Genomic DNA, 17742 nt, shown 5'->3' on the forward strand with positions numbered 1-17742 from the left:
GCATGTCGTTATCGCAAAACCGCTGCGCACTTTTGCGCGACATGCACTGGGAGCTCAACCAATGATCCATGTCTGTTCGCTGTCGAAAGTCGAGGAAACCGTCGCGAAGACCGGGGCCGAGCGGCTGCTTTCGCTGCTGGCCGCCGGCACCGAGGTGACGCGGCCGGCGTCGATCGCCCGGGAGAACCATCTGCACCTGGTCATGCACGATATCGCGGTGGCGCAGGAGGGCATGACCATGCCGGGTGAGGAGCATGTTCGCAACCTGCTCGATTTCGCGCGCCGATGGGATCGTGCAGGGCCGCTGGTCGTGCATTGCTATGCCGGTATCAGCCGGTCGACGGCCTCGGCCTACATCATCGCGGCGGCATTGGCGCCGAAGCGCTGCGAGGTGGAATTGGCCGAGACGCTGCGCGCGCTGTCGCCCACCGCGACACCCAATCCGCGGCTGATCGCGGTCGCCGACGCGCTGCTCGATCGCAACGGCCGCATGACCGGTGCGATCCAGGCGATCGGGCGCGGCGCCGATGCCTTCGAAGGCACGCCTTTTGAGTTGAAGATCGACGGCTGATTCCTAGTCTTGAGGACAGTTGTTTATCCATCAAGCCACCAAGCAACCTACTCGTGCTGTGATCGCTGCAGGTATTGGCGACGTCGGCGCTGCCCCTCATCTGCCTGCCGGCATCTTCTCCCCGTATAGTGACGGGTAGAAGGGGCTGGCCGCAGCGCTGGCGCCTTTTTTGCAATGCCGGCGATTGGCGAAAACATTGATGAGGGCGCCCCTCGCCCCGTTTACGGGGAGAGGATGCCGGCAGGCAGGTGAGGGGCGGCGCGGCGCTGGCGAAAAGCCTCCTAGGCCAGCCAATCTGCAAGCTTGGCCTTGCGCACGTCCTTCAACAGGCTGATGAAACCGTCGGCTTGATGGTTGGCGGTCAGCCGGCCCTTTTCGGCCGTTGCAATGCTGGCGTCGCCGACCACGCCGTTCGGGTTGAGGTCGGTGGCGATCCAGGCGAAGGCGTGCGTTCCCGTATGGCGCAGCAGCGAGAATTCCTGTTCGGCGTGGGCGACGTTGGACACGAAATTGTCGGCCTTTGCCATGTCGACCAGATCCGGCCGGAAATGCAGCATCAGCGAGGTCTCGACATCGCCGCCATGGATGCCGTGGCGGTCCTCAAGCTCGGTATACATGCCGGCCGGCCGGCCAAAGCGCTGCCAACTCGTCTTCACCGCCAGCATCTTTGCCCGCACGCGCAATTCTCGCGTCATGATGCCCATGATCTCCTCGTTGCCGCCATGCGAGTTGACGACGATCAGCTTCCTTAACCCGGCCCGTGCGACCGACAGGCCAAGCTCGGTCCAGGCCTCGATCAAGGTCGCCGCCGGCAATGTAAGGGTTCCCGGCGCATGCAGGTGCTCGTTCGACTTGCCCACCGCCTGGACCGGCAGGATGCGGATGTCGAGATCGCCAGGCAGGCGCGCGATCACCGTTTCGAGCATGCCGTTCATGATCGAGGTGTCAGTCGAAACCGGCAGATGCGGCCCGTGCTGTTCGATCGCCGCCACCGGCAGAACTGCGATTGTCGCCTCCGGGTCGATGGTGGCGTATTCTGTGGTCCGATAGTCGCCCCACCACACGCGTTTCGTTGCAACGGTCATATCATGCCTCTTCGATGCAGACCTAGCGCGGGAAGGATCGCCTGTCGATCACCCTGCCGCGATGACCTCGATCTCGACCTTGAATTCCGGCCGCGCGAAACCGGATACGATCATCAGCGTCGAAGCCGGCGCCGGGCTGGTGAACAGGCGATCGCGAACGTCCATATAGGGTTTCAGAAAGACGCGATCGGTGACATAGGCGTTGATGCGCACGATGTCGGAAAGTCCAAGCCCGGCGTCGCCGAGAATCGCTGCGATGTTTTGAAAACAGAGCTCGGCCTGAGCGCCGGCATCCTCCGGGATCTGATCGTCCACAGTGATGGCGACCTGGCCAGAACACAGCACCAGCCGCTTGCCAGGCGGCACCTCGACGCCATGGCTGTAGCGGGCAAAGGGCGGCTTGATCGACTTCGGCGTCAGGAATTTGAACATGAAAATCTCCGGTCTGACTGCCAGCGTAAAGCCGGATCAGGCGAGCCTTCAAGATGCAGTGCATACTATCAGGGCGATTATGGACAGGCGTTCAAAAAATAGGCACGATGCCCCCGGTACGGCATGACCCGTCCAACTTTCGCGCCCCACTGTTGCGCAAGGCGGGCGGTCCGGGCGATGGCATGTGTCTTGCTTCTTCGATCGATGGTGTCGAGCCCGGCGCGCGGCGCGCCGGAGTCAACTGAGGGTGGTGTGAATGGACGGAAAGCTCAAGATTTCGGCTGGCGCGATCGTGCTGCTTGCCGCAAGCACGCTGAACGCGGCAGCAAACGAGAAGATCACCTTCGGCACCAACTGGCTCGCCCAGGCCGAGCACGGCGGCTATTATCAGGCGGTGGCTGATGGCACCTATGCCGCCTGCGGGCTCGACGTGACGATCATGCAAGGTGGACCGCAGGTCAGCGGCCGGCCGCTGCTGCTTGCCGGCAAGATCGACTTCTACATGGGCGGCAACATGCTGCAGGCCTTCGATGCCGTGCAGCAGGAGATTCCGCTGCGCGTCGTCGCCGCCTCGTTCCAGAAAGAGCCGCAGGTGATCATGAGCCATCCGGGTCAGGGGCTCGACAGATGGGAGGATCTGAAGAATGCGGACCAGTACATTATTGGTGACGAAGGTGCACAGAGCTACTTCCAGTGGATGATCACGGAGTTCGGCTTCGATCCGGCCAAGCGCGTGCCCTATACGTTCAACCCCGCACCTTTCATCGCCAATCCGAAGTCGATCCAGCAAGGCTACGTGACCTCGGAGCCCTTCGCCGTCGCCAAGGAAGGCGGCTTCCAGCCCAATCTGTTCCTGCTCGCCGACTACGGCTTCGACACCTATGCGACGACGATCGAGACCATGCAGGCGACGATCGACAAGCGGCCGGAGGTGGTTCAATGCTTCGTCGATGGCTCGGCCAAGGGCTGGTACAATTATCTCTACGGCGACAACGCTGCCGCCAACGCGGCGATCAAGAAGGACAACCCCGACATCAGCGACGAGCAGATCGCGTTCTCGATCGAGCAGATGAAGAAATTCGGCATCGTCGATTCCGGCGATACGGAAAAACTCGGCATCGGCGCGATGACCGACGCGCGCATCCAGAGCTTCTACGACAAGATGGTCAAGGCCAAGGTCGTGCCGGCCGACGTCGACATCAAAAAGTCCTACACACTGGCCTTCGTCAACAAGGGCGTCGGGATCGACCTGAAGAAATAGCACCCGGGCATGATGCAGGAGAAAGTGGCGCAAGCGCCGGCAAGCGCATCGGGCAAAGGTCCGATGCTGCTGGCGCTGCGCGGCGTCGGCAAAGTCTTTTCCAACGGCGTGACAGCGCTCAGCGACGTCGACCTGACGATCCGGGAAGGCGACTTCCTCAGCCTTCTCGGCCCGTCCGGCTGTGGCAAGTCAACGGCCTTGCGCCTCATCGCCGGTCTTGCAACGCCGACCTCCGGCCTGCTCGACTGGCGCGGCAGTAGCGCTGCCGATCGCTCTGACATCGGCTTCGTCTTCCAGGAACCGACGCTGCTGCCGTGGGCCGACGTCTTCGACAATGTCTGGCTGCCGCTCAGGCTGAAGGGCATGTCGCGGGCCAAGGCTGCGCCTGTCGTGATGGAGATGCTGGCGCGGGTTCATCTGACCGGCTTCGAGAAAGCCGTGCCGCGCGAATTGTCCGGCGGCATGAAGATGCGCGTCTCGATCGCCCGCGCCATGGTGACCAAGCCGCGCGTGCTTTTGATGGACGAGCCATTTGCGGCATTGGACGAGATCACCCGCTTCAAGCTCAACAACGATCTTCTGGAACTGTGGCAGGACGAGCGTTTTACCGTCGTCTTCGTCACCCACAGCGTCTTCGAAAGCGTTTTCCTCTCCAACCGCGTCGTCGTCATGGCGGCGCGGCCGGGCAGGGTGTTCAAAGAGCTCGCCATCGATGCGTCCTATCCGCGCAACGAAGCCTTCCGCACCTCGCCCGCCTATGCCGCGCTCTGCCGCCAGGCGTCCGATGTGCTGATCGGCGCCATCAACTCAACCGCCGGACCGCATCATGACGGCCATTGATCATCCTGCCGTAACCCTGGATCCAGAGGAGGCGCGTCGCGTGCGCCAGGAGCGGCTCGAGCGGATCGGCCGATGGCTGCTGCCGCTGGCGATCATGGTCCTGGCGATCTGGCTGTGGGACCGCATCTGCGTCTGGAACGACATCCCGAAATATATCCTGCCGCGCCCCGGCGTGGTGCTGCAAACGCTGTTCGACGATGCCGGGCTGCTGTTCTCCTCGCTGCTGGTGACGCTCAGGATCACCTTCCTCAGCCTGCTTCTGGCGGTCATCGGCGGTGTCGGGCTGGCGGTGCTGTTTACGCAATCGAAATGGGTGGAGATGTCGCTCTTCCCGTTTGCAATCGTGCTGCAGGTGACGCCGATCGTCGCGATCTTCCCGCTGATCAACATCTATGTCGACAACCAGACGACGAAGCTTCTGCTGTGTGCCTGGATCGTCGCCTTCTTCCCGATTCTGTCCAACACGACGCTCGGCCTCAACTCCGTCGACCGCAACCTGCGCGACATGTTCAGGCTCAACGGCGCGACCCGCTGGCAGCAATTGCGCTATCTGCGCCTGCCGGCGGCGATGCCCTATTTCCTCGGCGGGCTGAAGATCGCCGGCGGCCTGTCGCTGATCGGCGCGGTGGTGGCGGAGTTCGTCGCCGGGGCCACCGGACAGTCGTCGGGGCTGGCCTCGCGCATCATCGAGGCCGGTTACCGGCTCAACGCACCGCGGCTGTTCGCTGCGCTGATCCTGATCTCGTTCACCGGCATTTTGATTTTCCTGGTGCTGTCGCTGATCTCGCACCTGATCCTGCGACGCTGGCACGAGAGTGCGCTGAAGCAGGAGCGATGATGGTGTTGGAGATACCAGCCTCTGGTCCTTACCATCTTGCTAACGTTCGTGTTCATCAGTCGCTCACGCCCGACCTTGCCGCTGTCTATGACAGCGATGGCTTTGCACTCGCCGACATCGCCGTCGCCGACGGCAGGATTGCCAGCATCGTCGCACATCGCCGGTCCAATACACCCGCAGGCGCCGTCGACCTCGGCGGCCGCATCGTCATGCCGTGCTTCGTCGACTGCCACACGCATATCGACAAAGGGCATATCTGGCCTCGAAAACCCAATCCGGACGGCACCTTCATGGGTGCGCTGAACGCCACCGGCGCCGACCGTGCTGCCCGCTGGAGCGCCGAGGACGTCGTTCGCCGCATGGATTTTTCGCTGCGCTGCGCCTACGCGCACGGCACAAGGGCTTTGCGCACCCACCTCGACAGCGTCGCACCGCAGGAGGAGATCTCCTGGCCGGTGTTCGAGACGGTACGGGAGAAATGGCGTGGCCGCGTCGAGCTGCAGGCCGCCTGCCTGCTCGGCATCGAAGGCGTACGCGACAAGAAATGGTTCGAGAGCCTGGCCAAACGCGTCGCTGCGGCCAACGGCGTGCTTGGCGTCGTCACCTATATGCTGCCGGACCTGGAAGAGCTTCTCGATCGGGTTTTCGCGCAGGCGATCAAGCATGGCCTCGACCTCGATTTCCATGCCGATGAGACCGACAACATCTCGGCGATCTCGCTGAAGAAGATCGCCGAGGCGGCGCTGTGGAACGGGTTTGAGGGAAACATCCTCGTCGGCCACTGCTGCTCGCTGGCACGCCAGCCCGATCTCGACGTGCTCGACACGCTGGACAAGATGGCGAAGGCGGGGCTTGCCGTGGTGTCGCTGCCGATGTGCAACCTCTATCTGCAGGACCGGCGCGGCGACCAGACCACGCCGCGCTGGCGCGGCGTGACGCTGCTGCACGAGATGAAGGCGCGCGGCATTCCCGTCGCCGTCGCCTCCGACAACACCCGCGATCCGTTCTACGCCTATGGCGATCTCGACATGCTGGAGGTCTATCGCATGGCGACGCGTATCGTGCATTTCGATCACCCGGTCGGCGACTGGCCGCAAGCGGTGACTTCGACGCCGGCCAGGGTGATGCGGCTCGACGGTTTCGGCACCCTTGCCGCCGGCGGTGGTGCCGACTTCGTCGTCTTCAGGGGGCGGAACTGGACGGAATTGCTGTCGCGACCCGAATCGGATCGCATCGTGGTGCGGGATGGTCGCGCCATCGAGCGCCAATTGCCCGACTATGCCGAACTCGACGATCTGATGGAGAAATGATGGACATTTCGGCACTGAAGCGCGACCTCGACGGTCTGAAGATCGACGACCATCCGGCGATCATCCAGCAGAAGAGCCGCGATTTCTACTGGTACAGTCCGGTGCTGAAGCAACAGCTCGATCACGTGACCGGCGACCTGATCGTGACACCAAAGACCGAGGACGAGGTGATCCGCGTGCTTGCCGCGTGCCACCGGCATAGCATTCCGGTGACGCCACGCGGCAGCGGTACCGGCAATTACGGTCAGGCGATGCCGCTGTCCGGCGGCGTGGTGCTCAATCTCGCCGAGATAAATACGATCAAGATCATATCGCCTGGTCGCGTCGTGACCGGACCCGGTGCCGTCCTCGCCGACATCGACAGGGCGACGCGCGCGCATTCCAGCCAGGAGCTGCGGATGTCGCCGTCGACCTATAACACCGCTTCGATCGGCGGTTTCGTTGCCGGCGGCTCGGGCGGTGTCGGCTCGATCCGCTGGGGCGGGCTGCGCGACCTCGGCAATGTCATCCGGCTCAGGACCGTGACCATGGAGGCGGAGCCTCGCATCATGGATCTTGCCGGCGAGGAGGTGCTGAAGGTGATGCATGCCTACGGCACCAACGGCATCATCACCGAGGTCGAGATGCCGTTGACCGCATCCTACGACTGGATCGACGTCATCGTCGGCTTCGACGATTTCATGGATGCGGCCGGCTTCGGCAACGATCTCGCCATCCAGGACGGCATCCTGGCGAAGCTGATCACGCCGATCGCCGCGCCGATTCCCTACGACTATTTCAAGCGGCACCAGAAATTCTTCCGGCGCGAGCAAAGCATCGTCGTCTGCATGATCGCCCCGCAGGCGATGGACGGCTTTGTCGCCCTCACGGCGCGCAGCAAGGGCGAGATCGTCTTCCGCGCCGACAAGGAGGCCGATCTCAAGGGCTTGCCGCCGGCCTATGAGCTGACCTGGAACCACACGACGCTGCGCGCCATCAGGGTCGACCCTGATATTACCTATCTGCAGACCCGCTATCCCTCGCCGGATCACCTCGCTTACGTCAAGGCGATGATCGACCGCTTCGGCGACGAGGTGCCGGTTCATCTCGAATTCATCCGCTTCGACGGCGCGATCGGCGTCGCCGGACTGCCGCTGGTCCGCTTCACCACGGCGGAGCGGCTCGACGAGATCATCCGCATCCATGAAGACAATGGCTGCTGGGTCTTCAATCCGCACCGCTACACGCTGGAAGAGGGCGGCATGAAGCAGACGGACGAGGTGCAACTCGCCTTCAAGCGCGAGACCGATCCGCAAGGGCTGCTCAATCCCGGCAAGATGATCGCCTGGGAGAACCCTGACTACGACTATCGCTCGGGCAAGTCGTTCCTGTTCAAGGGCTTGCAGAAGGCGGGGTGAACGATGACGAGCGTGTGGCGCTGTCGCGCTGACCTGCGAGGTCTTCGGTGAAAATCCTCGTGCTCTATGCCCACCCGGTCGAAACCAGCTTCAACGCCGGTCTGCACCGGACGATCGTCGAGCGGCTGACGGCCGCCGGTCACGCCGTCGACGACTGCGATCTCTATGCCGAGGATTTCGACCCGCGGCTGACACGGGCCGAGCGGCTCGGTTATCACGACGAGCGCGGCGCCGGTGATCCGGCAGCGCCCTATGTCGAGCGCCTGCTGCGGGCAGAGGCGCTGGTGCTGTCGTTTCCGGTGTGGAACTACGGCTATCCGGCGATCCTGAAAGGTTTTTTCGACCGCGTCTTCCTGCCCGGCGTCTCGTTCAAGCTGGCCAATGGCAAGGCGCAGCCGTCGCTGCACAACATCCGCAAGCTGGCGGCGGTCACCACCTATGGCGGCAGCCGGCTCCACGCCATGCTGATGGGCGACCCGCCGCGCAAGCTGGTCAAGCGTGTGTTGCGCGCGACGGTCAAGCCAGGCACCTCGGTGTCCTATCTCGCGCATTATTCGATGAACCTGTCGACCGATGAGACGCGGAAGAGATTTACGGCGAAAGTCGCCGCCAGCATGGATGCCTTCTGATGCGGGTCCTGGTGGTTTATTGCCATCCGGTCCCGGAAAGCTTTTGCGCCGCGATCCGGGATAGTGCCGTCGAGGTGCTGAAGGCGAGAGGCTGGGAGGTGCGGCTGCTCGACCTCTATGCGGAAAATTTCGATCCGGTCATGGGCTGCGAGGAGCGACGCTCCTACAATGAGCACGCCCCGCAGGATCCGGCGCTCAAGCCGCATATCGAAAATCTCAACTGGGCCCAGGCAATCCTCTTCATCTATCCGACATGGTGGTACGGGCTGCCGGCGATGCTGAAGGGCTGGCTCGACCGGGTGTGGGCGACCGACGTCGCCTTCCGACTGCCGGCCGGCAAGGGACGGATCCAGTCACTGGTGAGGCATGTGACGAAGATCGGGGTGATCACGACCTGCGGCGCACCGACCTGGTGGAGCGTCGTCGTCGGCCAGCCGGGACGCAAGACGATCCTGCGCGGCATGCGGGCGCTATGCGCGACCCGCTGCAGGACGTTCTTTCTGGCGCACCACCTGATGGATGCGTCGACACCCCGGAGCCGGGCTGCTTTCCTTGCGAAAGTGCGGGCGAAACTGGAGCGGTTTTGAGCTGGCGGAGATCTCCTTCTCCCCCTGTGGGAGAAGGTGGATCGGCGCGCAGCGCCGAGACGGATGAGGGGTGCTGGACGGAGTGCGGGGGGTGCCAAGCTGGAACACCCCTCATCCGACCGAGCTTCGCTCGGCCACCTTCTCCCACAAGGGGAGAAGGAAGGGCGCCCTACATCCGCACCCGTTCCGCTTTCGGATCATACATCGGCTTCAGCGACACTTCCGCGGCGAAGCGCTCGCCGGCGATTTCGATCTCGTACGACGACGACAGCACATCCGCCTCGCTCTCGCCTTGGCACGACACGTAGCCGAGGCCGATAGCGCCGCCGAGATGATGGCCGTAATTGCCCGAGGTGACCGGGCCGACAATCTTGCCGTCGCGCAGGATCGCTTCGTTGTGGAAGAGCAAGGGTTGCGTGTCTTTCAGGCGGAACTGCAACAGCCGGCGGTTCAATCCGGTTTCTTTTTTTCTCAGCACGGCATCGCGGCCAAGAAAATCGCCCTTGGCAGTCTTCACTGCGAATCCAAGGCCTGCCTCCAGCACATTGTCCTCGTCGGTGATGTCGTGGCCGAAATGCCGGAATGCCTTTTCGATGCGGCAGGAATCCAGCGTGTGCAGGCCGCAAAGCTTCAGGCCGACATCGGCGCCGGCCGCCTCGATCGCCTCGAACACGTGTACGGCCTGGTCGGTCGAGACATAGAGCTCCCAGCCCAGCTCGCCGACATAGGTCACGCGATGGGCGCGGGCCAGCCCCATGCCGATTTCTATCTCCTGAAACGTTCCGAACGGATTGGTTTCGTTGGAGAAATCGTTCGGGCTCAGCTTTTGAATGAGCTTCCTCGAATCCGGGCCCATCAGGCAGAGCACGGCTTCGGCCGCGGTGACATCGGTGATGACGACGAATTCATGGGCGAGATACTTTTTCAGCCAGGCGAGATCACGCTGCAGCGTGGCGCCCGGTACGACGAGGAAAAAGGTGGTTTCAGACAGCCGCGAGACGGTGAGATCGCTCTCGATGCCACCGCGCTGGTTGAGCATCTGGGTGTAGACGATCTTGCCCGGCGCCACGTCCATATCGTTGGCGCAAAGCCTCTGCAGGAAGGCGCAGGCATCGCGGCCCTCGACACGGATCTTGCCGAACGAGGTCATGTCGAACAGGCCGACGCCGTTGCGGACCGCCAGATGTTCATCGCGCTGGTTGTCGAACCAGTTCTGCCGTTTCCAGGAATAGCGGTACTCGCGCTCCTGGCCCTCACGCGCGAACCAGTTGGCCCGCTCCCAGCCGGCAACCTCGCCGAACACCGCGCCGCGTGCCTTCAGATGTTCATGGAGCGGGGAGCGCCTCACGTTCCGAGAGGTCGCCATCTGCCGGTACGGAAAATGGTCGGCGTAGAGCAGGCCGAGCGTCTCGGAGACGCGCTCTCTGAGATAGCGGCGGTTTTTTTGGAACGGCTGGGCGCGGCGGATGTCGACCTCCCACAGATCGAAGGGTGCTTCGCCATCGTTGATCCATTGCGCCAGCGCCATGCCGGCGCCGCCCGAGGAGACGATGCCGATGGAGTTGTAGCCGGTCGCCATCCAGTAGCCGGACAACTCCGGCGCCTCGCCGAGATAATAGCGATCATCAGGCGTGAAACTCTCGGGGCCGTTGAAGAAAGTGTGGATGCCGGCGCTGGCCAGCATCGGCATGCGGTTGACGCCCATTTCGAGGATCGGCTCGAAATGTTCGAAATCCTCGGGCAACTGGTCGAAGCAGAAATCTTCGCTTATGCCGTCCATGCCCCACGGCTTGGCCACCGGCTCGAAGGCGCCGAGCATCATCTTGCCGGCATCTTCCTTGTAATAGGCGCACTCGTCCGGCACGCGCAACACCGGCAGCCGGGTCAGGCCGGGGATCGGTTCGGTGACGAGATAAAAATGCTCGCAGGCATGCAGCGGGATGCTGACGCCGTTCTGGGCGCCAAGCTCGCGTGCCCACATCCCGGCGCAATTGACGACGACATCGGCCTCGATCATGCCTTGCTCGTCGCCCTGCGCCCAGGAAACGCCGGTGACGCGGCCATCCCTGGTGTGGACCTTGGTGACCTTCACATTCTCGACGATCGTCGCACCGCGCTGGCGCGCGCCCTTGGCCAGCGCCATGGCGATATTGGCCGGGTCGCACTGGCCGTCGAGCGGCAGATGCACGGCGCCGACAACATCGGAAACATTAAGATGCGGGTACATCTGCTTGACTTCGTTTGGCGAAATCTCGCGCACGTCAATATCGAACGCGCGGGCGAGCGACGCTTGCCTATAAATCTCGTGCTTGCGCTCCTCGGTCAGCGCCACGGTGATCGAACCGACCTGGCGCATGCCGGTGCCGACATTGGTCTCGGCCTCCAGCCTGACGTAGAGGTCGGCCGAATATTTCGCCAGCCGCGTCATGTTCTGCGAGCCCCGCAACTGGCCGATCAGGCCGGCGGCGTGCCATGTCGTGCCCGACGTCAGCTGCTTGCGCTCGAGCAGCACGATATCGGTCCAGCCGAGCTTGGCCAGATGGTAGGCGACCGAGCAGCCGGAGACGCCGCCGCCGATGATGACGGCCCTTGCCTTGGCAGGAATGGTTTTGGGAGACGGGGCGCTCATGCGGCCTCACGGCGATAGCTGGACGCGAAGCGGCGCAAGCGAAGGGTTGCTTCCAGAAGCACCGCCTCGGGCTGGCAGAGGCTGACGCGAATATGGCCGGCGGCGGCCTCGCCGAAGCTCGAGCCGGGCATGACGCCGACCTTTTCCTTGTCGAGCAGGGCCCAGGCGAATTTCTCGTCGTCCGGCTCGAGAGCCGAGATATCGAGCATGACATACATGCCGCCTTCTGAGCCGCGCACGGTGACGTTGTTCATGCCGCGCATGGCATCGAGGACGACGCTGCGCCGCGCGGCATAGCGTTCGGCGATCTCCTTGACGCCGTAGCCGTTTTCCAGCGCCTCGGCGCAAGCGAGGCTGATGAACGCCGGCAGGCCGTAGGTGGTCACCAGATTGAGGTTGGTCAGCAGCGAGGTCATCTGCTCGGGCCCGCTCAGCCAGCCCATGCGCCAGCCGGTCATGCCGTGGCTCTTCGACATGGAATTGATGACCAGCGTGCGTTCCGCCATGCCGGGCAGCGAACGCGGCGAGACGTGCTCGCCGCCGCCCAGCGTCCAATAGACCTCGTCCGACAGCAGCCAGAGGTCATGTTCCCGGCAGATCTGCGCCAGCTCCTCCAGCCGCTGGCGCGAATAGACGGCACCCGTCGGGTTGTTCGGTGTGTTGATGAGGATGGCGCGCGTGTTCGGCCGAAGTGCGGCGCGAATGTCGGCGGCACGCGGCTGGAAACCATCCTCGGCCGGTGTCTCGACCACGGTGAAATCGGCGCCCGCCGCACTGAAGGTGTTGGGGTAGGTCGCGTAATAGGGCGCCACCACGATGGCATGGTCGCCCTGGTCGAGAACGGCCTGCACCGCCGCATAAAGTGCCGCCTGCCCGCCCGGCGTAGCGATGACTTGGTCGGGGTTGGTCGCAACGCCGGTGCAGGCGGTCGAGGCCGCCGCCATGGCCTTGCGCAGGCGCGGAATGCCGGCAAGCGGGGTGTAGTGGTGATTGCTGGCGCGAACCGCCGTCACGCAGGCTTCGATCGTTTCCGTTGGCGTGTCGAAATCATGGTCGCCGACCGACAGCATGATGATGTCCTCGCCGGCCTGCTTGCGCGTCCAGGCGGCGAAATGGACCTCCCAGCCGTCTTTGCCCGAAGGCACGATGCCGGAAATGCGCGATGACGGTCTGGGCATTATGCTACTCCCGAAATTTCGTAGCCGGCCTGTTCGAGCCGGTCGCGCAGGGCGGCGATATGAGGCGGCCCGACTTCGCAGCAGCCGCCGACGATGTCGGCGCCGGCCTCGACCCAGCCGACCGCCTGGTCGGCATAGGCATCCGGATCGAGGTCGTGGCGGGCGTGCAGCACTTCCACCGTTCCGCCATGCTTGAGCGCCTCGACCGAGGTGAAGCCGTTGGCATAGGCGCCAACCGGCCCGCTGAGAGCGATCAGTTCGGGCAGCGCTGCAGCAATGGCTTCGGGCCGGCAGCAATTGATCAGCCTGGCTGCGACCGGCAGGCCGTCGAGAGCTCTTGCTGCCGCCGCTATGGTTTCGCCGCTGCGCAGCCGCGGCGCGCCGTGATCGGCGAGCGTCCACGACACCCACACCGGCTTGCCGCTTTCCGACGCGGCGGTGACAGCCGCGCGCGCCTCCTCGGCCGACGCCATGGTCTCGCACAGGAACAGATCGACACCGTCGGCCTGCTCGGCAACGATGCGGCGGTAGATGTCGAGCGTATCCTCGAAGGATATCGTCAGGGCCGGTGCGTAGCTGCCGAACAGGGGCGACAGGCAGCCGGCGATCGCTGCATCGCCGGCCTGGTCGCGCGCTTGCCTTGCCAGTTCTATGCCGCGCTGCTGCAGCGGCTTGAACAGATCCTCCGCGCCCTCGCGCGCCAGCCGCTCGGGGGTTGCGGAATAGGTGTTGATGGTGATGACGCGGGCGCCGGCCCGGATGAACTCCGCATGCAGGTCGCGCACCAGGTCCGGTTCGTCGATCAGCACCCTGGCCGACCATAGCGGGGTGGGATCGGAGCTGCTGCGGCGGACCAGTTCCTGGCCCATGCCGCCATCGGTGAGAATGACTGAATTCATGCGCGCAACCTCTCGTTGTTTGGATCCCACAGCGGTTCGTCCTTCTGCACGACCGCCTTGAAGCGCTCGCCGAAGATCTCGACCTCGACCGCAGTTCCCGGCTCAGTCAGGTCGGCGCGCAGCATGCCGAGCGCGATCGACTTGTCGATGCGATGACCCCAGCCGCCGGACGTCGTCTCGCCGACGATCCGGCCGTCATGCCACAGCGTCGACATGGTTGGCGCGTCGCAGTCGCCGGGGTTTTCGACGACCAGCGTGACAAAGCGCTTCTTCACGCCCTGCTGCTTCTCGTTTTGCAGCGCCGCCTTGCCACGGAAATCCGGCTTGTCCCATTTGACGAAACGCTCCAGCCCACCCTGCAGGATTGAATAGTCGGTCGACAGGTCGCCTTTCCAAGCGCGATAGGATTTTTCAAGCCGCAATGAATCCAGCGCGTACATGCCAAACGGTTTCAGGCCATGCTTCTGCCCAGCCGCCCAGACGGCGTCGAAGACGGTGGCGGTGTCGTCGACCCTGGTGTGGATTTCCCAGCCGAGTTCGCCGGCGAAGGACACACGCACCAGCCTTGCCCAACGGCCGGCAATTGTCGTCTCCTGGTGCGTCAGCCAGGGCAGGGCAAGGTCGGCGGCGCAGACCTCGGTGAGGATTTTTCGCGAATTGGGCCCGGCGAGGATCTGCGTTGCGTATTCCTCGGTCCGGTCGAACAGCTTGAACGAGGCGTCCTTCGGCATGCGGCATTTCAGCCATTCGAAATCGTGCCATTGTGCCACCGCGGCGGTGATCAGCGTCATCAAATTCTCGTCGTGGCGAACCACAGACATTTCGGTGACGATGCGGCCCTTGTCGTCGGCAAGATAGACGAGGCCGATGCGGCCGGGTTTCGGCACCAGCCCGGTGATCTGCTGGCTCAACCAGTCGGCCGCGCCCGGACCGTCGAGATTGAAGCGTGAAAACCCAGGCAGATCCAAAATGCCGGCGGCATCGCGCACGGCGAGGCATTCTTCGCGGACGCGATGCTGCCACGGCCCATCGCGGCGGAAGGTCAGCGTCGCGGCTTCCGAGACATCGTCGCCGGCTTGCGCGTACCAAGTGGCGCGCTCCCAGCCATTGTAGGCGTCGAAGCAAGCGCCGAGCGCCTTGATGCGATCGTGGATCGGCGACAGTTTGCGGTCGCGCCCAGCTGGCCAGGCATGGCGCGGGAACTGGATGGCATATTCGTTGCCGTAGATTTCCATGCCCTTGGCGACGCAGTAATCCGGGGCCGAGGCAAAGCTGGTGAAGCGCCGCGGATCGCACGACCACATGTCCCATTCGGTCTGGCCCTCAGTCACCCATTCGGCCAGCACCTTGCCGGCGCCGCCGCCCTGGGCGATTCCGAAGGTGAAGACGCAGGCCTCGAAGGCGTTCGGCACGCCGGGCATCGGGCCGATCAGCGGGTTGCCGTCCGGCGCGTAGGGGATCGGGCCGTTGATGACCTTGGACAGGCCGGCGGTGCCGAGAATCGGCACCCGGGCGACGGCATCGGCCAGATAGTCCTCGAGCCGGTCGAGATCGTCGGGGAACAGCTGGAACGAAAAATCGTCTGGCATCGGATCGTTGTGGCCGACCCAATGCGCACGGCAATTGCGCTCATAGGGGCCGAGATTCATGCCGTTCTTTTCCTGGCGCAGATAATAGGAGGTGTCGACGTCGCGCAGCAGCGGCAGTTTCTTGCCTTGCTCCTTCGACCACGCGGCCAGTTCGGGGATTTTCTCGAACAGGATATATTGATGGCTCATCACCATCATCGGCACGTCGCGGCCGAACATCCTGCCGACTTCGGCCGCACGGTAGCCGGCGGCGTTGACGACGACCTCGCACCGGATCTCGCCCTGCGCGGTCTCGACCACCCACTCGTCCTTGTCGCGGCGCACGCCGGTGACCGGACAGAAGCGAATGATCTTCGCACCCAGGTCGCGGGCGCCCTTGGCCAGCGCCTGGGTCAGCTGCGCCGGGTCGATGTCGCCGTCGTTCGGATCCAAGAGCGCGCCCTTCAACTCATGCGTTTCGATGAACGGGTAGCGGCGCTTGATCTCGTCGAGCCCGACCACATCGATGTCCATGCCCTGGTAGCGGCCCATGCCCTTGGCGCGTTGGAACTCCTGCATGCGCTCTGCCGTATGGGCCAGCCTGAGCGAGCCGGTGACGTGGTAGTTCATGGGGTAGCCGACCGCGTCGGCCAGCCCGCGATAGAGCTCGGTCGAATAGCGCTGCATGTTCATCAACGACCATGACGAGGAGAAGGTCGGCACGTTGCCGGCCGCATGCCAGGTCGAGCCGGAGGTGAGCTCGTTCTTTTCGAGGAGCACGCAGTCGGTCCAGCCCGCCTTGGCGAGATGGTAGAGCGCCGACGCGCCGACGACACCGCCTCCGATGATCACCACACGTGCCGTGGTCGGCAAACCGGCCATGCTCTTCTCCAATCCTTCAATAGACAGGTGGCGAAACCACCCAGATGACCACCGCCGGCTCCGCACCGGGATTGCGCCAGCGGAACGGCTTGCCGTCGAAGCGAAAGGAGTCGCCTTCGCCAAGCCGGTGCCAGACGCCTGATATCTCGATGTCGAAGCTGCCGGAAGCGACATATCCGGCTTCCTCCGTTGGCCGGCGGGCTTCGATCTTCAGTTCAGCACCCGGCGCGAAGACCGAACGCAGCATCTCGAAGCTACCGCCGAGATCGGGCGAAAGAAGCTCCTCCACCAGGCCGGAATCGCTTGTGCCAAGCGTGCGGCGGCTGCCGGCACGCACGACCACGCCGCGCTCATTCTCGACGGGCACGTCGTGGCTGAAGAACAGGCTGACCGGCACGCCGAACAATTCCGCGAAGGCTCTGAGATCGCTGAGCGAAGGTATCGACAGGCCGCGCTCGACCTGGCTGACCCAGCCGACCGAGCGGCCGAGCTTCAGGCCGGTCTCGGCAAGCGTCAGCCCGCGCGCCCTGCGCAGCGCCCTGATATCGCCGGCCAGCAGCCGTTCGCGGTTTCCTGCTCCGATCTGACGGCGGTTGAGGTCAAAGCTTTTTTCTCGGTAAAAATCGTCTGGTGAAAAGTCCCCTTGGTGAAAAACTGAGGGCAAATTTCATCAGGGGTCAGGTTCGTGAAAAAATCAAGAGAATTTTCATGAGGGCACAAGATTTGCTTGCGCCGTTTTGACGGTTCAGGCAAAGGCTCGGCCACGAACGGCGAATGAGGGCGTCCGGTCGTGGCTTGCGTTAGAGCGCCATGCGTCAAATTGGACCGCAATGGTGCTCTCTCATTTCTAGACGGCGCATGTATCCTTTCCGGAATCGATTCCGGTTTCCGGGGCACGCGCAAAGGGACGCCCATGTTGGAAAACAGGACAAAGATTACGGATGGCGCGGCGATCGTTGACGAGGCGATCACGTCGCGCCGTTCGGTGCGGGCGTTCCTGCCCGACATGGTCGACGACGAGACGATCCGCGCCATACTCGCGGTTGCCGCGCGTGCGCCTTCGGGCACCAACATGCAGCCCTGGCGGGTCTACATCACCAAGGGCGAGGTCAAGCAACGGATCAGCGACGCCATCCTCAACTCCGGCATCCGTGCCGAAAAGGCCGAGTGGGACGAGTATCGCTACTACCCGGACCAGTTCTTCGAGCCCTATCTGACCCGGCGGCGGGCCAACGGCTTCGGCCTCTACAGCGTGCTCGGCATCGGCCGGCGTGAGGTCGACAGGATGCGCGCGCAGCACGACCGCAACTTCGTCTTCTTCGACGCGCCTGTCGGCATGATCTTCACGGTCGACCGGCGGCTGAACAAGGGCTCGTGGATCGATTACGGCATGTTCCTGCAGAACATCATGGTGGCGGCGCGGGGCAGGGGCCTGCACACCTGTCCGCAGGCGGCCTTTGCACCCTATCACAAGCAGATCAGGCCGGCGCTCAACATTCCCGACGAGGAGATCGTCGTCTGCGGCATGGCGCTTGGCCGTGAGGACACATCCAAGCCCGAAAACGCGTTCCGCACCGACCGCGCGCCGCTGGAAGAGTGGGTGACGTTCGCCACGTGAGGTGACGACGCGCGGCGT

16 protein-coding genes are annotated in these 17742 nt (G+C 63.7%); 9 read left to right on the forward strand and 7 right to left on the reverse strand.

Going from position 1 to position 17742, the window contains the following annotated elements; genetic code table 11:
* The first annotated feature begins 61 nt into the window (after positions 1 to 61).
* Positions 62 to 571 carry a tyrosine phosphatase family protein gene (locus AC0L15_RS14345; RefSeq protein ID WP_287247311.1) on the forward strand — a complete coding sequence of 170 codons (510 nt, stop codon included), beginning with the start codon at positions 62 to 64 and terminating at the stop codon, positions 569 to 571.
* A 281-nt stretch (positions 572 to 852) separates the two neighbouring features.
* Here AC0L15_RS14345 and AC0L15_RS14350 read toward each other — a convergent pair whose 3' ends face one another.
* On the reverse strand, positions 853 to 1656 hold the full coding sequence (locus AC0L15_RS14350; RefSeq protein WP_287247310.1) for a creatininase family protein: 804 nt from the start codon (positions 1654 to 1656) through the stop codon (positions 853 to 855).
* A gap of 48 nt (positions 1657 to 1704) precedes the next feature.
* Positions 1705 to 2088, reverse strand: coding sequence for a RidA family protein (locus AC0L15_RS14355; protein ID WP_287066385.1), 384 nt, complete (start codon positions 2086 to 2088; stop codon positions 1705 to 1707).
* Between the two features lie 256 nt (positions 2089 to 2344).
* On the opposite strand from AC0L15_RS14355, the gene AC0L15_RS14360 reads away from it, so the two are divergent.
* Genes AC0L15_RS14360 through AC0L15_RS14390 form a run of 7 tightly spaced genes read left to right on the forward strand, consistent with a single transcriptional unit; the run spans position 2345 to position 8950 of the window.
* Entirely contained in the window at positions 2345 to 3349 is a 1005-nt protein-coding gene (locus tag AC0L15_RS14360) for an ABC transporter substrate-binding protein (RefSeq protein ID WP_023798892.1), read from the forward strand.
* A gap of 9 nt (positions 3350 to 3358) precedes the next feature.
* Positions 3359 to 4189, forward strand: a complete 831-nt coding sequence (locus tag AC0L15_RS14365) for an ABC transporter ATP-binding protein (protein ID WP_287247309.1) — start codon at positions 3359 to 3361, stop codon at positions 4187 to 4189.
* Entirely contained in the window at positions 4176 to 5027 is an 852-nt protein-coding gene (locus AC0L15_RS14370; RefSeq protein WP_287247308.1) for an ABC transporter permease, read from the forward strand. Before AC0L15_RS14365 ends, AC0L15_RS14370 begins: the two co-directional genes overlap by 14 nt.
* On the forward strand, positions 5027 to 6337 hold the full coding sequence (locus tag AC0L15_RS14375) for a cytosine deaminase (protein WP_287247307.1): 1311 nt from the start codon (positions 5027 to 5029) through the stop codon (positions 6335 to 6337). Before AC0L15_RS14370 ends, AC0L15_RS14375 begins: the two co-directional genes overlap by 1 nt.
* Positions 6334 to 7734 (forward strand): FAD-binding oxidoreductase, encoded by a 1401-nt coding sequence (locus AC0L15_RS14380; RefSeq protein WP_473496508.1) that lies wholly within the window; start codon positions 6334 to 6336, stop codon positions 7732 to 7734. Before AC0L15_RS14375 ends, AC0L15_RS14380 begins: the two co-directional genes overlap by 4 nt.
* A 47-nt stretch (positions 7735 to 7781) precedes the next feature.
* Complete coding sequence (locus tag AC0L15_RS14385) at positions 7782 to 8363, forward strand: NAD(P)H-dependent oxidoreductase (RefSeq protein WP_473496509.1); 582 nt, start codon at positions 7782 to 7784, stop codon at positions 8361 to 8363.
* The gene (locus AC0L15_RS14390) at positions 8363 to 8950 is read left to right on the forward strand and encodes an NAD(P)H-dependent oxidoreductase (RefSeq protein ID WP_287247304.1); all 588 of its coding nucleotides are present in this window, start codon (positions 8363 to 8365) and stop codon (positions 8948 to 8950) included. The genes AC0L15_RS14385 and AC0L15_RS14390 overlap by 1 nt, the downstream gene beginning before the upstream one ends.
* 169 nt (positions 8951 to 9119) lie before the next feature.
* On the opposite strand, the gene AC0L15_RS14395 is transcribed toward AC0L15_RS14390, so the two are convergent.
* From AC0L15_RS14395 to AC0L15_RS14415, 5 genes are read right to left on the reverse strand one after another with little or no spacing between them, the layout of a single operon-like run.
* On the reverse strand, positions 9120 to 11579 hold the full coding sequence (locus AC0L15_RS14395) for a GcvT family protein (protein ID WP_287247303.1): 2460 nt from the start codon (positions 11577 to 11579) through the stop codon (positions 9120 to 9122).
* Positions 11576 to 12757 carry a pyridoxal phosphate-dependent aminotransferase gene (locus AC0L15_RS14400; protein ID WP_287247302.1) on the reverse strand — a complete coding sequence of 394 codons (1182 nt, stop codon included), beginning with the start codon at positions 12755 to 12757 and terminating at the stop codon, positions 11576 to 11578. The genes AC0L15_RS14395 and AC0L15_RS14400 overlap by 4 nt, the downstream gene beginning before the upstream one ends.
* Positions 12757 to 13656: a homocysteine S-methyltransferase family protein gene (locus AC0L15_RS14405; RefSeq protein WP_287237331.1), complete on the reverse strand. Its 900-nt coding sequence runs from the start codon at positions 13654 to 13656 to the stop codon at positions 12757 to 12759. Before AC0L15_RS14405 ends, AC0L15_RS14400 begins: the two co-directional genes overlap by 1 nt.
* Positions 13653 to 16106, reverse strand: coding sequence for a GcvT family protein (locus tag AC0L15_RS14410; RefSeq protein ID WP_473496510.1), 2454 nt, complete (start codon positions 16104 to 16106; stop codon positions 13653 to 13655). The genes AC0L15_RS14405 and AC0L15_RS14410 overlap by 4 nt, the downstream gene beginning before the upstream one ends.
* A gap of 16 nt (positions 16107 to 16122) precedes the next feature.
* Positions 16123 to 16665, reverse strand: coding sequence for a helix-turn-helix domain-containing protein (locus AC0L15_RS14415; RefSeq protein ID WP_473496531.1), 543 nt, complete (start codon positions 16663 to 16665; stop codon positions 16123 to 16125).
* 357 nt (positions 16666 to 17022) lie between these two features.
* Here AC0L15_RS14415 and AC0L15_RS14420 point away from each other — a divergent pair, with 357 nt between their 5' ends.
* Entirely contained in the window at positions 17023 to 17724 is a 702-nt protein-coding gene (locus AC0L15_RS14420) for a nitroreductase (protein ID WP_473496511.1), read from the forward strand.
* The last annotated feature ends 18 nt before the right edge of the window (positions 17725 to 17742 follow it).

The sequence above is a fragment of the Mesorhizobium sp. WSM4846 genome (genome assembly GCF_055811415.1).

Bases quoted from the DNA above. Each gene is read 5' to 3' on its own strand.
- AC0L15_RS14345 (WP_287247311.1), top strand. From the start codon at position 62: ATGATCCATGTCTGTTCGCTGTCGAAAGTCGAGGAAACCGTCGCGAAG.
- AC0L15_RS14350 (WP_287247310.1), bottom strand. From the start codon at position 1,656: ATGACCGTTGCAACGAAACGCGTGTGGTGGGGCGACTATCGGACCACA.
- AC0L15_RS14355 (WP_287066385.1), bottom strand. From the start codon at position 2,088: ATGTTCAAATTCCTGACGCCGAAGTCGATCAAGCCGCCCTTTGCCCGC.
- AC0L15_RS14360 (WP_023798892.1), top strand. From the start codon at position 2,345: ATGGACGGAAAGCTCAAGATTTCGGCTGGCGCGATCGTGCTGCTTGCC.
- AC0L15_RS14365 (WP_287247309.1), top strand. From the start codon at position 3,359: ATGATGCAGGAGAAAGTGGCGCAAGCGCCGGCAAGCGCATCGGGCAAA.
- AC0L15_RS14370 (WP_287247308.1), top strand. From the start codon at position 4,176: ATGACGGCCATTGATCATCCTGCCGTAACCCTGGATCCAGAGGAGGCG.
- AC0L15_RS14375 (WP_287247307.1), top strand. From the start codon at position 5,027: ATGGTGTTGGAGATACCAGCCTCTGGTCCTTACCATCTTGCTAACGTT.
- AC0L15_RS14380 (WP_473496508.1), top strand. From the start codon at position 6,334: ATGATGGACATTTCGGCACTGAAGCGCGACCTCGACGGTCTGAAGATC.
- AC0L15_RS14390 (WP_287247304.1), top strand. From the start codon at position 8,363: ATGCGGGTCCTGGTGGTTTATTGCCATCCGGTCCCGGAAAGCTTTTGC.
- AC0L15_RS14395 (WP_287247303.1), bottom strand. From the start codon at position 11,579: ATGAGCGCCCCGTCTCCCAAAACCATTCCTGCCAAGGCAAGGGCCGTC.
- AC0L15_RS14400 (WP_287247302.1), bottom strand. From the start codon at position 12,757: ATGCCCAGACCGTCATCGCGCATTTCCGGCATCGTGCCTTCGGGCAAA.
- AC0L15_RS14405 (WP_287237331.1), bottom strand. From the start codon at position 13,656: ATGAATTCAGTCATTCTCACCGATGGCGGCATGGGCCAGGAACTGGTC.
- AC0L15_RS14410 (WP_473496510.1), bottom strand. From the start codon at position 16,106: ATGGCCGGTTTGCCGACCACGGCACGTGTGGTGATCATCGGAGGCGGT.